Source organism: Pseudomonas putida W15Oct28 (assembly GCF_000708715.2).
GTDB classification, from domain to species: domain Bacteria; phylum Pseudomonadota; class Gammaproteobacteria; order Pseudomonadales; family Pseudomonadaceae; genus Aquipseudomonas; species Aquipseudomonas putida_R.
This window is the reverse complement of sequence record NZ_JENB01000019.1, coordinates 50,934-65,559: the sequence shown is the minus strand read 5'-3', so window position 1 is coordinate 65,559 and position 14,626 is coordinate 50,934. Positions and strand designations below refer to the sequence as shown.

Annotated in this window: 12 protein-coding genes; 8 read left to right on the top strand and 4 right to left on the bottom strand. The window is 63.8% G+C overall.

All coding sequences use genetic code 11. The features are described from left to right. Positions 1 to 155: 155 nt before the first annotated feature. Both AK81_RS15285 and AK81_RS15280 read right to left on the bottom strand, forming a co-directional pair. Positions 156 to 1,613 (bottom strand): sensor histidine kinase, encoded by a 1,458-nt coding sequence (locus tag AK81_RS15285; RefSeq protein WP_043200150.1) that lies wholly within the window; start codon positions 1,611 to 1,613, stop codon positions 156 to 158. 149 nt (positions 1,614 to 1,762) lie between these two features. Further along, positions 1,763 to 2,356, bottom strand: a complete 594-nt coding sequence (locus tag AK81_RS15280; protein ID WP_043200149.1) for a lytic transglycosylase domain-containing protein — start codon at positions 2,354 to 2,356, stop codon at positions 1,763 to 1,765. Positions 2,357 to 2,541: 185 nt separating this feature from the next. On the opposite strand from AK81_RS15280, the gene gspG reads away from it, so the two are divergent. Both gspG and AK81_RS15270 read left to right on the top strand, forming a co-directional pair. Next, the gene (gene gspG / locus AK81_RS15275) at positions 2,542 to 2,967 is read left to right on the top strand and encodes a type II secretion system major pseudopilin GspG (RefSeq protein WP_043200230.1); all 426 of its coding nucleotides are present in this window, start codon (positions 2,542 to 2,544) and stop codon (positions 2,965 to 2,967) included. Between the two features lie 11 nt (positions 2,968 to 2,978). Beyond that, positions 2,979 to 4,169, top strand: a complete 1,191-nt coding sequence (locus AK81_RS15270) for a type II secretion system F family protein (RefSeq protein WP_043200148.1) — start codon at positions 2,979 to 2,981, stop codon at positions 4,167 to 4,169. Here the strand turns inward: AK81_RS15270 and AK81_RS15265 are convergent. After that, positions 4,163 to 5,470, bottom strand: a complete 1,308-nt coding sequence (locus AK81_RS15265) for an LLM class flavin-dependent oxidoreductase (RefSeq protein ID WP_043200146.1) — start codon at positions 5,468 to 5,470, stop codon at positions 4,163 to 4,165. The genes AK81_RS15270 and AK81_RS15265 overlap by 7 nt on opposite strands. 139 nt (positions 5,471 to 5,609) lie before the next feature. After that, a complete protein-coding gene (locus tag AK81_RS15260; RefSeq protein ID WP_043200145.1) occupies positions 5,610 to 6,545 on the bottom strand; it encodes an ABC transporter substrate-binding protein in 936 nt (311 codons plus the stop codon). Between the two features lie 304 nt (positions 6,546 to 6,849). Between AK81_RS15260 and AK81_RS15255 the strand changes: the two genes are divergently transcribed. The 6 genes from AK81_RS15255 (at position 6,850) to mexE (ending at position 14,616) form a co-directional block, all read left to right on the top strand. Further along, positions 6,850 to 7,458: a cysteine dioxygenase gene (locus AK81_RS15255; RefSeq protein ID WP_043200144.1), complete on the top strand. Its 609-nt coding sequence runs from the start codon at positions 6,850 to 6,852 to the stop codon at positions 7,456 to 7,458. Further along, complete coding sequence (locus AK81_RS15250) at positions 7,455 to 9,041, top strand: rhodanese-related sulfurtransferase (RefSeq protein ID WP_043200143.1); 1,587 nt, start codon at positions 7,455 to 7,457, stop codon at positions 9,039 to 9,041. The genes AK81_RS15255 and AK81_RS15250 overlap by 4 nt, the downstream gene beginning before the upstream one ends. 160 nt (positions 9,042 to 9,201) lie before the next feature. Then, the gene (locus tag AK81_RS15245) at positions 9,202 to 9,732 is read left to right on the top strand and encodes a sigma-70 family RNA polymerase sigma factor (protein ID WP_043200140.1); all 531 of its coding nucleotides are present in this window, start codon (positions 9,202 to 9,204) and stop codon (positions 9,730 to 9,732) included. Then, complete coding sequence (locus AK81_RS15240) at positions 9,729 to 10,691, top strand: FecR domain-containing protein (protein ID WP_050491889.1); 963 nt, start codon at positions 9,729 to 9,731, stop codon at positions 10,689 to 10,691. Before AK81_RS15245 ends, AK81_RS15240 begins: the two co-directional genes overlap by 4 nt. 88 nt (positions 10,692 to 10,779) lie before the next feature. After that, the gene (locus AK81_RS15235; protein ID WP_043200139.1) at positions 10,780 to 13,206 is read left to right on the top strand and encodes a TonB-dependent siderophore receptor; all 2,427 of its coding nucleotides are present in this window, start codon (positions 10,780 to 10,782) and stop codon (positions 13,204 to 13,206) included. A 168-nt stretch (positions 13,207 to 13,374) separates the two neighbouring features. Further along, positions 13,375 to 14,616 (top strand): multidrug efflux RND transporter periplasmic adaptor subunit MexE, encoded by a 1,242-nt coding sequence (mexE, locus tag AK81_RS15230; protein WP_016499907.1) that lies wholly within the window; start codon positions 13,375 to 13,377, stop codon positions 14,614 to 14,616. Positions 14,617 to 14,626: the final 10 nt, after the last annotated feature.

The following is a 14,626-nucleotide window of genomic DNA, read 5'->3' as shown; positions in this document are numbered from 1 at the left end:
ACACCAAGAAACTCTAAAGCCTTGTTTTTCAGTCACTTAAGAAGCATTGTTAAATTCGACTTGAAGAACAGGCCCCACATTTGGGTAATATTTACCCAGAAAAACAATAAAACTATTTATATCAATAGGTTAAATAGTTTTCTTAACGCCAAACATCAAGTCGACGCCAGACGAAAATTCAACGACACCCGCGTGCCATGGCCTTCACTGCTGCTGAGCCTGACGGTGCCGCCGAAGCGTTCCATGATGCGTTTCACCAGCACCAGCCCCACCCCCAAGCCACCCTGCTTGGTGGTAAAGAACGGCCGGAAGGCCATGCGCTGCTGTTCCTCGTTCATGCCCTTGCCATTGTCGGACAGGCGAAGGGTCAGGCTGCGCCGGTCATGGCGCACCACCTCGATACGCAACCGCCCGCCCTGCTCCATCGATTCCAGCGCATTGGCGATCAGGCTGCTGAAAATCTGCCGCAGTAACGCCGGATGCCCCAATACCTGTACCGCCGGTAACGGTTGCAGGTCCAGGCTCACCCCGCCACGTGCCAACTGCACGGCGTAGCTCTGCAGGCTTTCCTGCAAGGCCAGCGGCAAGTCCACCGCCACCGCCTCATCGTTCAGTGGGCGCAGCGACTGCAGCATCTGGCGGATCCACTGCGACATCCGGTCGACCTGGCTGATGATGTCATTGATATTGCGCTGCGCCGGGCCTTCGTCGAACGCCTGGGCCAGCTCGGCACTGGAGCGGATACTGGCCAGCGGGTTGCGCAGGCTGTGGGCTACCGCCGAGGACACCTCACCCAGTGCCACGTAGGTTTCGTTGTTGATCAGCCGCTTCTGCTGCACCGCCAGCAACCGCGCAGCGCGGTGCATGATGCCGTACAGGCCGACGTAGACCAGCGCGGCGCCGACGGTGATCGCCAGCCAGATCAGTATCAGGCCATGCTCGATGCGCACGATCAGGTCATGGGGCTCTTTATAGATCTCGACCATCGCCGTGACGTGCTCGCCATCGGCATCGAACAGCGGAATGTAGTTTTCGATGAACAGCTGCTCGGGCGGGGTGACAAACTTCTGCTCGGCGCGGGCCTGTTCGAAGTTGTGGTAGCTGGCCGAGACCCGCATCTTGTACTCGAAAGCCCGTTCCAGGTCATCGTCGCTATCAATCAGCTTGCCGATCAGCGCCGGGTTGCTGGACCAGATCACCGTACGGTCCGGGGCATAGATATTGGCCAGCAGCATGTCTGGCAGGTGGGCGATATGGTCAAGAAACTCGCCGCGGGCCTTGCGCCGGGCATCCGGGTCGACGTCCGGCAGGTTGCTGCGGTCGGTGCGCGGGTCCAGCAGCTCGCCCATGGTACGCACGTTGGGGATCGACACATGGCGTACTTCGGCGTCGGCGATGGAGGTGATGAACTGTGCGGTCAGCAAGGCATCGCGCTCAACGCTCTCATCGATGATGAAACGGCTGGAAATCAGCCCCAGTCCGGCAGCCACCGAAAGGATGATGGCCAGGCTGACCCAGGCATACCAGCGCAGCAGGTTGAACGGCTTGCGTGGGGCAGCCAGCTCGTTACCGGCAGGCACTTCTATGGCGTCGGAACGAGGGGCGATGTCCATGGCGGACTCCACAGCTGGGCACCTTCTGAAGGTTATAGCCCAGACCTGGGGAAACCATAGTGCTAAATTGATGGCATCCGCCGAAGGGTAACGCTTTTTTCACTTAGTTCACCCAATCACCGCAGGAGCGGCAGCCATACCCCGGCCACCTAGAAAGAACCATCATCCGCCAACCCCTGCAACTTGCGATATTCGCGCAGCACCGTGGGCACATAGCGCCGGGTCTCGGCAAACGGTGGCACAGCGCCGCGCCGCAGTACGGCATCCGGCCCCGCATTGTAGGCCGCCACGGCCAGCGTGATGTCGTTGTCGAACAGGGTGAGCATCTGCTTTATGTAGCGTGCCCCGCCCTGCACGTTGTCCTCCGGGTCCAGCCGATCTTCCACGCCCATTTCGCGGGCGGTATCCGGCATCAGCTGCATCAACCCCACCGCCCCCGCCCGCGAGCGGGCCTTCGGGTTGTAGCCGGACTCGGCCTTGATCAGCGCATGCAGCAGCGCCGGCGGCACGTTGTGGATGCGCGCTGCCGTGGCGACCACCTCGGCGTAAGGCCGGCCAGTGATCATTTGCGCATTGGCCGGGCCAGCCTGGGCCAACTGTTCGCTGATCACCTTTTCATAGTGGCGCCCGGGTCGATGGACGTTGGTCAGTACGTAGCCGCCCTTGGCATCGATGGAGATGTACACATCGGCCTGGGCAGCACCTGCCGCCAGCCAGATCAAACCGAGGATGAGTCCACGCATGACGGTTGCCTCTTCGTCGTGGCCCCCGAAGTGGGGGAAATGCCCCGGAAAACCCGAGGTCGATGACCACGACGCAAGCACTGTGCCGCTTCCTGTACCGCATGGCGCAAGGCCCCGAGGCAGACGTGCACGGCTGTTGCATGGTGCCTGTCAACCCGTGTCCCCATGCAGTGGAGGGCTTCACCATGCAGCGCAGAACCAACCCGCAACGTGGCTTCACCCTGCTCGAACTCCTGGTGGTGCTGGTGGTGCTCGGCCTGTTGGCCGGCATCGTCGCGCCCAAGTACTTCAGCCAGCTCGGTCGCTCCGAAGCCAAGGTGGCGCGGGCGCAGATAGAAGGGCTGAGCAAGGCGCTGGATTTGTATCGCCTGGAAGTCGGCCACTACCCCAACAGCGAGCAAGGCCTGCAGGCCTTGGTAATCGCCCCCAATGGCGAGGCACGCTGGACCGGCCCGTACCTGCAAAAAGCCGTGCCGCAGGACCCGTGGGGCCGCCCGTACATCTACCGGCAACCTGGCGAAAACGGTGGTGAATACGACCTGCTGTCGATGGGCAAGGACGGCCAGCCCGGTGGTGATGGGGAAAACGCCGAAATTACCAGCTGGCAGTAAGGAGAGTGGCCATGCGCTACAGCCTCAAGGCCCTGGGCAGACAGGGCGTGGTGCAGTTGCAGATTGACGCCGAGGACGCTGACCAGGCCCGCCGCCAGGCCGAGGACCAAGGCCTGCGCGTACTCAGCCTGCGCAGCAACGGCGGCGCCTTGCGCGGCATGGTTTGGCGACGCGAAGCGGCATTCGACCTGGTGCTGTTCAGTCAGGAACTGTCGACCCTGCTCAATGCCGGCCTGCCGCTGATCGACGCACTGGAGAGCCTGGCAGAAAAGGCCCCTGCATCTGCCACACGCAAGGTGCTGGCCGAGCTGGTACGCCAGCTGTACGAAGGCCGTTCGCTGTCCCAGGCCCTGGGCCAGCAACCGCGGATATTCCCGCCGCTGTATGTGGCGTTGGTGCAGTCCAGCGAACGGACCGGTGCGCTGGGCGACGCCCTCACCCGCTACATCAGCTACCGCCAGCGCCTGGACCTGGTACGGCAGAAGCTGGTCGGGGCCTCGGTCTACCCGTTGCTGCTGTTGCTGGTAGGTGGCGGCGTGGTGCTGTTCCTGCTCGGCTACGTGGTGCCGCGTTTTAGCCAGGTGTTCGAGGGCATGGGTACCGAACTGCCCTGGCTGTCACGGGTGTTGATGCAGATCGGGCTGTTTTTACATGCCCAGCAACTGCCGCTCGCGCTGGGCACGGTCGGTGGGGTCACGGCGCTGTGGCTGCTACGCCGCCACCCACGGGTACGGCATTGGGCATCCTGCCAGTTGCGCCGCCTGCCGGCGCTACATCAACGGCTGATGATGTACGAGCTGGCGCGCTTCTATCGCTCGTTGGGCATCCTGCTGCAAGGCGGCATTCCCATCCTCACCGCCATGGGCATGGCCCGCGGCCTGCTCGGCAGCGCAGCAGCCCAGGGCCTGGGCCAGGCCAGCCAACGGGTGGGCGAAGGGCTGCCGCTGTCCGATGCGCTGGAAGCCGGGCACCTGGTCACGCCGGTGTCGCTGCGCCTGCTGCGGGCCGGCGAGCAGTCCGGCAACCTGGGCGAGATGCTGGAACGCTGCGCCGACTTCCATGACCAGGAAATCGGCCGCTGGGTGGAATGGTTCGTGAAACTGTTCGAACCGCTGCTGATGACGTTCATCGGCCTGCTGATCGGCCTGATCGTGATCCTGATGTACATGCCGATCTTCGAACTGGCCTCAAGCATTCACTGAATGGCCAGGCCCAGGCTCTCGCGCAGTGTGCTGCCCTCGTAGGCGGTGCGGTACACCCCGCGCGCCTGCAGCAGCGGTACCACCTCCTGGGTAAACCGGCGGAACTGCCCGGGGTGGCCGATGTAGATGTTGAAGCCGTCCAGCGCCCGCGCCTCGAACCACTCGGTCATTTTTGCCGCTACCGTTTCGGCCGAGCCAACGAAGGCGCCAGGGCGCAGCTTACGGCCGAACTCCACCGACTGGCGCAGGCTGAAGCCTTGCTCCCGGGCCTGGTCGGCAATACGTTTGGCGTTGGTGAAGAAGCTGCTGCGTGCGTGCTCCAGGCTTTGTTGCGGGAACGGAGCATCAAGCTCGTACTGGCTGAAGTCGTGCCAGCCGAAGTTGCGCCCGAACTCCTTGAGGGCCAGCTCGAAGCTGTGGTCCTGCTGGTGGTAGTGGCGTTCGATCTCGCGGGCGTGTTCGTCGGTGTCGCCCACGTAGATCTCGGCACCGGGCAATACCAGCAGTTGCTCCGGGTCGCGCCCCAGCCGCACAGCGCGGTCTTTCACGTCGCGGTAGAACGCCTGGCCCTGCTCGATGCTGGCGGCATGGGTGAAGATGACATCTGCCGTGGCGGCACCCAGCTCGCGCCCTTGCTGTGAGTCGCCGGCCTGGAAGATCACTGGCTGGCCCTGGGGAGAACGCTGGATGTTCAACGGCCCGACGACCGAAAAGTGCTCGCCCTTGTGGTTGAGGGCATGCATCCGGCTCGGATCAAGGAATTGCCCGGTCGCGCGGTTGCGCGGGAACGCGCCATCTTCATAGGACCGCCACAGGCCCTGCACCACCGCCACATGCTCCAGGGCACGGGCATAACGGGTGTCGTAGTCGTAGTGCTCGTCACGGCCATAGTTGCCGGCGGTGCCAGCGTCACCGCTGGTGACCACGTTCCAGCCGGCCCGGCCCTTGCTGATCAGGTCCAGCGAGGCCAGGCGGCGGGCGACGTTGAAGGGCTCGTTGTAGGACGTGGTCAGGGTGCCGACCAGGCCGATGTTGCGGGTGGTGACGGCCAGTGCCGACAGCAGGGTCAGCGGCTCCAGGCGGTTGAGGTAGTGAGACGGCGAGCCAGGGGTGATGTACTGGCTGTCGACGATGAACATCAGGTCGAACAATGCCGCTTCGGCCTGGCGGGCGATGTCGATGTACCAGTCGATGTTGACGCTGGCGTCGGCGGGCAGCTCCGGGTCCAGCCACAGGTTGTGCCGGCCAGGGCCGCCGCAGCCCATGGTCAGGGCACCAAGCTTGATTTTGCGGGTGGTCATGTACAGCTCCTCATAACAGTTGTCGCCTGTACCGGCCCAATCGCCGGCAAGCCAGCTCCCACAGGTTTCCCACTAAACCCAGGCCTGTGGTGATCCTGTGGGAGCTGGCTTGCCGGCGATTGGGCCACTGCAGGAAAAATCAGTGGTCGAACGCTGCCGCGAACGAGGTATCGAACAGGCTCGACGCCGGGTAGTTCTTGATCAGCCCCAGCCCGGCAAAGAAGTCCACGGTCTTCTGCGCATCCACGATCACCTGCGGGTTCAGCGGCGCGACATCGGTACGTGCGCGGGCAAACCAGATGCGGGCAATGTCGCGGTCGGCACGGGTGCGTTTGGCCCAGGCATCGGCATAAGCCTCGGTATGGGCCGGGTCGCTGAGGGTCCAGTCACGGGCCTTTTTCAGGCGCTGCAGAAAATCACTGATCTGCGCCCGCTTGGCCTCCACCGCCTTGGCATTGGCCACCACGAAACTCTGCGCAGGGATCAGCCCTTCAGCCGTGGCCAGCACCCGTGCCCCTTGGCGTTCCTGTTGGGTGACATAGGGTTCCCAGGTGGCGATCACATCCACCGAACCGCCATCCAGGGCATGCGAGGCGTCCAGGGCGCTGAGGTAGCGTAGCTCCAGGGCATCACGCGGCACGGCGGCCTTGTCCAGCGCGCTGAACAACAACTGCTGGCTCCAGGAGCCCTTCCAGATCGCCGCACGTTTGCCGCGCAGGTCTTCGAGGCTGTGAATGTTCGAGTCCTTGCGCGCCAGGATCGCCACGCCATCCAGGTTCTGCCGGCTGACCGCAATCACCTTGATCGGCGCGCCCAGGGCGCCAAGGAACAACGGCGGCGCATCGCCCAGCAGGCCGATGTCCAGGCTGCCCACGTTCAGCGCCTCGGCTACCGGCGAGCCGGCCGTGAACTGCTTCCATTCCAGGGTGTACGGCAGGTCGTCGAGCACCCCGGCCGCTTCCATCACCGCACGGGCATTGAAGCTCTGGTCACCGACCACCAAGGTTTGCGCGGCAGCGGCCAGGCTGAGGGAGCTGGCCAGCACACCAGCGGCCAATTGCTTGAGATATCGCACGTTCGTCTCCAGGTACCGAAGGGGTACATCAGGCCGATCCGCGCGTGCGGTCTCGTGGGGGTCATGGGGGCTGGCATATTCACTTTGAATATAAACAGCACAATGCTTATAAGTTATCGATTAAGCGCAGCGCCGTGAAATTCGTTTTGGGCATAACCTAATGCTTTCCCCATGCACCCATTTCAAAACAGATCAGCCAATCTGTAAATGCGTCTTTTGCATATTAGCTTATTCGTATTTTTACTTTTGAGAATATTCAGTGCGTTTGCTAGGGTTAAACCAAACCGTCAGCCGAGCCTGAACCATGAGCCAACCCCTGCGCCTTGAGCGCCTGCGCCACTTCATCGACGCCCTTGCGCAACTGGTGGACCAAGAAACCGACGAAGCCACCCTCCTCGACCACGGCCAGGGCCTGCTGCGCAGCCTGGTCGCCCATGACGACTGGTTGCCCGAAGCACTGGCGCAGCCAGACCCGGCCCGTTACCAGCAATATTTGCTGCATTGCGATTCGCGCCAGCGCTTTTCCATCGTCAGCTTCGTCTGGGGGCCAGGCCAGCAGACACCGATCCACGACCACCGGGTCTGGGGCCTGATCGGCATGCTGCGCGGCGCCGAATACTCGCAAGGCTTCGCCCGTAGCGAACACGGCGCGTTATTGCCAGCGGGTGAGCCCGTGCGCCTTGATCCCGGCCATGTAGAGGCCGTTTCGCCGCGCATCGGCGATGTGCATCAAGTCAGCAACGCGTTCGACGACCGGGTGTCGATCAGCATCCACGTGTACGGCGCCAACATCGGCGCCGTCAGCCGTGCGGTGTACTTGCCCGACGGCAGCGAAAAACCGTTCATTTCCGGCTATTCCAACAGCCTTCTGCCCAACATCTGGGACCTGTCCAAAGAGAACCCTGCCTCATGAGTACCGTTGCCACCCGCTCCTACCAAGACATTCGCCGGGCCTTGCTGGCCCATGAAGAACTGGCGCTGATCGATGTGCGCGAGGAAGACCCGTTCGCCCAGGAACACCCCCTGTTCACTGCCAACATCCCCTTGTCCAAGCTGGAACTGGAGATTTACGCCCGCGTGCCACGGCGTGACACCGCCATTACGGTGTATGACGACGGTGAAGGCCTGGCACACCAGGCCGCCGAACGCCTGCTGACGCTGGGGTACAGCGATATCGCATTGCTCGAAGGCGGGCTGGCCGGCTGGCGCGCGGCCGGTGGCGAGCTGTTCCGTGACGTAAACGTGCCGAGTAAAGCCTTCGGCGAGCTGGTTGAAAGCGTCCGCCATACCCCGTCATTGGCGGCTGAACACGTGCAGGCGCTGCTGGACGCCAAGGCCGACGTGGTGGTGCTCGACGCCCGTCGCTTCGACGAATACCAGACCATGAGCATCCCGGGGGGCATCAGTGTGCCCGGTGCCGAACTGGTACTGCGGGTTGCCGAACTGGCGCCCAGCCCCGCCACCCAGGTTATCGTCAACTGCGCTGGGCGCACCCGCAGCATCATCGGCACCCAGTCGCTGGTCAACGCCGGCATCCCCAACCCCGTCGCTGCCCTGCGCAACGGCACCATCGGCTGGACCCTGGCCGGGCAGACGCTGGCGCACGGCCAGGAACGCCGCTTCGCCGATGTCAGCAACAACACCCGCGCCAACGCCGCCCAACGCGCGCGCAATGTCGCCGACCGTGCCGGTGTGCTGCGCCTGGAGCGCGAAGCCCTGGCCGCCTGGCAGGCCGATACCCAACGCACCACCTACCTGTTCGACGTGCGCACCCCCGAGGAATATGCCCACGGCCACCTGCCGGCCAGCCGCAGTGTACCGGGCGGGCAACTGGTGCAGGAAACCGACCACGTCGCCAGCGTGCGCGGGGCGCGAATCGTGCTAGTGGATGACGATGGCGTGCGGGCCAACATGAGCGCTTCCTGGCTGGCGCAAATGGGCTGGCAGGTAGCCGTGCTCGATGGCCTGTCGGCGCAAGACTTCAGCGAGACCGGCGACTGGCAGGCCCCCCAGCCTGCACTGCCTGCAGTCACCGAAATCGGCGTCGAGCAGTTGGACGACTGGCTGCAAACGCCAGGCACCGTGCTGCTGGACTTCACCACCAGTGCCAACTACGTGAAACGCCATATTCCAGGTGCCCACTGGGCAATTCGCGCGCAGTTGCCGCAGGTGCTGGAACAGCTACCAGTAGCCGAGCGCTATGTACTGACCTGCGGCAGCAGCCTGTTGGCGCGCTTTGCGGCGGTAGACTTGCAGGCGCTGACGCAAACCCCGGTGTACGTGCTGGACGGCGGCACGGCGCGGTGGATTGCGGCGGGCAAGCCGCTGGAAAGCGGCGAAACGCACCTGGCGGTGGCGCGCACCGACCGTTATCGCCGGCCTTATGAAGGCACTGACAACCCGCGTGAGGCCATGCAGGGGTACCTGGATTGGGAGTTCGGGCTGATTGCCCAGCTGGAGCGGGATGGCACCCACGGGTTCAACGTATTGAGCTGAGATTGCCGGGGGCGCGTTGCGCCCCCTTTTCGCAACCTGTCACCGCGCCCTGCTTGTTCCGGGTAACTTCTCTTCCCCCTCACCTTTGTAGCTGGGCCATTGCTGAATGTGCGCAATTGACATAAATTGCGACTAATTCTCATTAGCGCGCAACAGCACCATGCCTGACTCCCTCCCCTCGACCGGACACAGCCTGGCCGGCCTGTACGCCAACCACCACGGCTGGCTGGTGAACTGGCTGCGCGGCCGCCTGCAGTGTTCGCAGCAAGCCGCCGACCTGGCCCAGGACACGTTCGTGCGTGTACTGCTGGCCGACCGCAGCCAGCCTTTGCTCAGTGAACTGCGCGAGCCACGCCACTTTCTGGTGACCATGGCCAGGCGCGTGATGATCGACAGCTTCCGCCGCCGGGCACTGGAGCAGGCCTACCTGCAACTGTTGGCCGAACAGCCCGAGCAGTATGCGATTTCCCCCGAGGAACGCTGGGTGCTGGTGGAAACCCTGCAAGCACTGGATGCGATGCTTGAAGGCCTGGGCAAGAAGGTCAAGCAGGCGTTTCTGTTATCGCAGCTGCGTGGCCTGGGCTACAAGGACATCGCCGCCCAGATGGACGTATCGGTCAGTTCGATCACCAAGTACATTGCCCGCGCCACCGAGCACTGCTTGCTGTTTGCCCTGGAACACGGCCAGTGAGCCCCCTGCCCCAACGCCAGGCACTGAGTGCCGCTGCGCAGTGGTTCGCCCGGCTGGGCGAGGCCCCTGCAGACCCGGACCTGCAGCAACGCTGGCAGGCCTGGCATGCGGCCGACCCCCAGCACCAGTGGGCCTGGCAGCGAGTGGCCATGTTGCAGGCACAACTGAACCAGGCACAAGGCGCACTGGGCCATGACGTGCTGGCGCGTGCCGGCCAGCAGGGCCCGGCGCTGCAGCGGCGCATGCTGCTCAAGGGGCTGCTGCTGGGCGCGGGGCTTGGCGCCCTGGGCTGGCGCGGTTATCGCGATGCGCCGGTGTGGCTGGCCGACGTGCGCACTGCCATCGGCGAGCAGCGCAGGGTGACGCTGAGTGACGGCAGCCGCCTGATCCTCAACACCGGCAGTGCGGTGGACATTGCCTTCAGCAACGACACCCGCCAGCTACAGCTGCGCGCCGGGGAGATCTTTGTCGAAACCGCTGCCGATCACCGCCCGTTCATGGTCAGCACTGGCGAAGGGCACATCAGGGCGCTGGGCACCCGGTTCGGCGTCAGGCAACAGGACCACCAGACCCGCGTATGCGTTTACCAGCATGCCGTCGTCGTGAACCCGATCAACGCGGGTGGCGAGCAAATCCGCCTGGACAATGGCTACGGCCTGCTGTTCGACAGCACAGGCATCCTGCAACGCATGCCACTGGCCAGTACCGACGCGGCCTGGACCGAAGGCCAGCTGGTGGTGGACGATTGGCGCCTGGATCACCTGCTCGAAGAGTTACAGCGGTACCGCAGCGGCTACCTGGGCTGTGCCACGGCGGTCGGCCACCTGCGGGTTTCCGGCGCCTATTCGCTCACCGACCTTGACCTGACCCTGTCCACCCTTACCCTCTCGCTGCCGGTAAAGCTGGTGCGCCATACCCGCTTCTGGACACGCATAGAACCCTTGAGCCGCAATGCCTGAAAAAAAATGCACAGGGCATTGTCGATTTGCCCTCGCCCATTCGCCTCCCTGGCAATAACACCGAAAACACTACGCCCAGGAAGCTCGCATGCGCCGCCTTATCTCACCACCCCGCCAAGCACTCACGTCTGCCTTGCTCGGCGCCTCGCTCGCCCTGCTCCCGCCGCTGCTGCCCGGTGCCGCCATGGCCCAGGCAGCCAACGCGCAGAAGACCTACGCCATCAGCGGCGGCCCGCTGAGCACGGTGCTCGGCCGCTTCGCCAACGCGGCCGGGGTGGTGCTGTCGTTCGACAGCCAGCTCACTGCAGGCAAGCAAAGTGCCGGCCTGCAAGGCACCTACAGCGTCGAACAGGGCTTCGCCGCACTCCTGGCTGGCACCGGCCTGGGCGTTGCACCTGCCGAGCAAGGCGCCTATGTGCTGTACCCGAGCGAGTCCGGCAATGCCGTGCAGCTGGGCGCGACCAGCGTGGTGGGCAATGGCCTGGGCGAAACCACCGAAAACACAGGGGCCTACACCACCGGGCAAACCCGTACCGCAACCAAGCTGGGCCTGTCACTGCGCGAAACGCCGCAGTCGGTCAGCGTGGTTACGCGCCAGGTGATGAACGATCACCACCTGGCCTCGATCGACGATGTGGTCAAGTTCACGCCGGGGCTTTCCAGCAACCATCGTGACAGCGAGCGCTATACCTTCTACGCCCGCGGCTTCCAGATCCAGAACTTCCAGTACGACGGCATCCCTGCGCAAATCGCCAACGAATCGCAGCAATTCACCAGTACCTTGGCCGACATGGCGATCTATGACCGGGTCGAAGTGGTGCGTGGCGCCACCGGCCTGCTCAGTGGCGCCGGCACGCCATCGGCCACGCTCAACCTGGTGCGCAAGCGGCCTACGGAGGATGCGCAGGCGACGGTTGCCGGCGAGGTCGGTTCATGGGACCGCTATCGCACCGAGGCCGATGTCTCGGGGCCGCTCACCGAAGCCGGCAACATCCGTGGCCGCCTGGTCGGGGTGTACGAAACCGCCAACTCGTTCGTTGACTGGTACAAGACCGACAAGCGCGTGATGTACGGCGCCCTGGACATCGACCTGAGCGAAGACACGCTGCTGCGCCTGAGCCTCGACTACCAGAACAACAATGCCGATGGCGTCAGCTTCGGGCACATCCCTTTGTTCAACAGCGATGGCAGCGCAACAAACTTCTCGCGGTCGTTCAACCCCGCCGCGCGCTGGAGCTACCTGAACAATACCCAGTACAACTTCACCGGCCTGCTGGAACACAAGCTGGCCAACGACTGGGTTGCCAAGGCCGCGTACAGCCACCAGTACGCGTACCGCCGTGGCGTCACCGGCTCCGCCAGTGGCGGCAAGCCCGACCCGCTCACCGGCAGCGGCGTATCGATGTACATCAACCGCCTGGACAGCTACCAGACCCAGGACAATTTCGATCTGTACGCCACCGGCCCGTTCCAGCTGGGCGGCCGCGAGCATGAGCTGGTGCTGGGCAGCAACCTGGCCTACACCCACCTCAACTACCCGACCTACGAGCGCGGCTTCCCTGCTGTCGACAACATCTATGAGTGGGATGGCGACCCCCATGGCAAGCCGCACCTGGCCAAGACCGAAGAAAGCCTGTCACGCCTGAGCCAGTCCGGTGTCTACGCCGCCGTGCGCCTCAAGCCGTATGATCCGTTGTCGATCATCCTCGGCAGCCGGGTGAGCTGGTGGAACCAGAAGGACGACAGCAGCGACGATTTGACCGGCGAAGTCACTGGCCGCGACCGTACGAAGAAATCCGGCGTGGTCACGCCCTACGCCGGTGTGGTGCTGGACCTGAACGACACGTACTCGGTGTACGCCAGTTGGACGCAGATTTTCCTGCCGCAGACCTATTACAAAACTGCCAGCAACACCTCGCTGGACCCGCTCGAAGGCGACAACTACGAACTCGGCATCAAGGGTGAGTTCTACGACGGCGCGCTGAACGCCAGCGCCGCACTGTTCGAGGTCAAACAGAAGAACACGCCGCAATTGGTCGATGACAGTGGCCCGCAGGAAATCTACCGAGCCATTGCCGGCACCACGACGCGTGGCATCGAGACGGAAATTTCCGGCGAGGTACTGCCGGGCTGGAATGTCTTTGGCGGCTACACCTACCGCGAGTCCCACGACAAGGAGGGCAACCGCGTCGAGACCAACCAGCCGATGAACCTGTTCAAGCTGGCCACCACCTATCGCCTGCCCGGTGACTGGAACAAGCTGACAGTGGGCGGCAACATGACTTGGCAAAGCGACATCTACGCGGTCAATTCAGACTTGGGCACCAAGGCGCACCAGCGTGACTTTGGCGTGGTCGGGCTGCTGGCCAACTACGCCTTCGATGAACACCTGAGCGTAGGGCTGAACCTGAACAACCTGTTCGACAAGAAATACTACGATGGCCTGGGCACGTTCAGCTCTGGCTCTTATGGCGAACCACGCAACCTGATGGCGAACGCCCGCTGGCGATTCTGAGGGCGCGGGTGCAAAAAGGGGCTGCCAGGCAGCCCCATCATGCCCGCCATCGATGAATGATCCACACATATCATTCAGCGTGATATTAACCTTCGTCCCGTTCGATTCGTGCCTCACGCGCAACACACTCACACTCCGCCCACTACTAATACATTGGCGGAGTTCTCCATGGAACAATCTCTCAAACCCTTGCGCTTCCCCCTCGCTGCCCTGGCAGTGGTGGTGATCAGCGCTTGCGGTCGGACCCCCGACGCCGTGCAGGCTCCCGCCGCGCCGAAGGTCACTGTGGCCAAGGTGATCGAGCAACCGATCAACGAGTGGGACGAGTTCACCGGCCGCCTCGAAGCCCCGGAAACTGTCGAAGTTCGCCCGCGGGTTGCCGGCCAGATCGACCAGGTCGCCTTCACCGAAGGCGCCCAGGTAAAAAAAGGCGACCTGCTATTCCAGATCGACCCACGCCCGTTCCAGGCTGAAGTCCGCCGCCTCGAAGCCCAACTGCAACAGGCCAAGGCCACCGCCATTCGCAGCGCCAACGAAGCCCGCCGTGGCGAGCGCCTGCGCGACAGCAACGCCATTTCTGCAGAACTTGCAGAATCGCGCAGCAGCGCTGCCGCCGAAGCCCGCGCGGGTGTCGACGCAATCCAGGCCCAACTCGACCTGGCGCGCCTGAACCTCAGCTTCACTCGTGTCACCGCGCCCATCAGTGGCCGTGTCAGCCGTGCCCAGTTCACTGCCGGCAACATCGTCACTGCCGATGTCACCCCGCTGACCAGCGTGGTGTCCACCGACAAGGTCTACGCCTACTTCGACGCCGACGAGCGCGTGTACCTCAAGTACACCCAGCTGGCGCGCGAAGGCCAGCGTGGCCAGAGCACCCCGGTGTACCTGGGCCTGACCAACGAAACCGGCAACCCGCACCAGGGCCAGATGAACTTCGTCGACAACCAGGTCAACCCGCGCACCGGCACCATCCGTGGCCGCGCCGTGTTCGACAACCGCGACGGCCAGTTCACCCCCGGCCTGTATGCACGCCTGAAGCTGGTGGGCAGCGCCCAGTACGACGCCATGCTGATCAACGACGAAGCCGTGGGCACCGACCTTGGCAAGAAGTTCGTGCTGGTCATGGACAAGGACAACAAGGCCACCTACCGCGCCGTTGAGCTGGGGCCGAAGCTGGAAGGCCTGCGTATCGTGCGCAGCGGCCTGGCCAAGGATGACCGCATCGTGGTCAAGGGCCTGCAGCGCGTGCGCCCAGGCTCGCCGGTCACCCCGGAAGAAACCCCAATGGCCAGTGAGCAGACCCTCGCCGCCCTCGCCCAGCAGCGCCAGGCACTGGAGGCCAGCAACCCGGCGCCGAAAGTGGCGGGCAACAACGTGAAAGTCGCCAGCGCCCAGGCGCCACGCGGTTAAGGGACCACAC

Bases quoted from the DNA above. Each gene is read 5' to 3' on its own strand.
- mexE (WP_016499907.1), top strand. From the start codon at position 13,375: ATGGAACAATCTCTCAAACCCTTGCGCTTCCCCCTCGCTGCCCTGGCA.
- gspG (WP_043200230.1), top strand. From the start codon at position 2,542: ATGCAGCGCAGAACCAACCCGCAACGTGGCTTCACCCTGCTCGAACTC.
- AK81_RS15280 (WP_043200149.1), bottom strand. From the start codon at position 2,356: ATGCGTGGACTCATCCTCGGTTTGATCTGGCTGGCGGCAGGTGCTGCC.
- AK81_RS15285 (WP_043200150.1), bottom strand. From the start codon at position 1,613: ATGGACATCGCCCCTCGTTCCGACGCCATAGAAGTGCCTGCCGGTAAC.
- AK81_RS15270 (WP_043200148.1), top strand. From the start codon at position 2,979: ATGCGCTACAGCCTCAAGGCCCTGGGCAGACAGGGCGTGGTGCAGTTG.
- AK81_RS15265 (WP_043200146.1), bottom strand. From the start codon at position 5,470: ATGACCACCCGCAAAATCAAGCTTGGTGCCCTGACCATGGGCTGCGGC.
- AK81_RS15255 (WP_043200144.1), top strand. From the start codon at position 6,850: ATGAGCCAACCCCTGCGCCTTGAGCGCCTGCGCCACTTCATCGACGCC.
- AK81_RS15250 (WP_043200143.1), top strand. From the start codon at position 7,455: ATGAGTACCGTTGCCACCCGCTCCTACCAAGACATTCGCCGGGCCTTG.
- AK81_RS15245 (WP_043200140.1), top strand. From the start codon at position 9,202: ATGCCTGACTCCCTCCCCTCGACCGGACACAGCCTGGCCGGCCTGTAC.
- AK81_RS15235 (WP_043200139.1), top strand. From the start codon at position 10,780: ATGCGCCGCCTTATCTCACCACCCCGCCAAGCACTCACGTCTGCCTTG.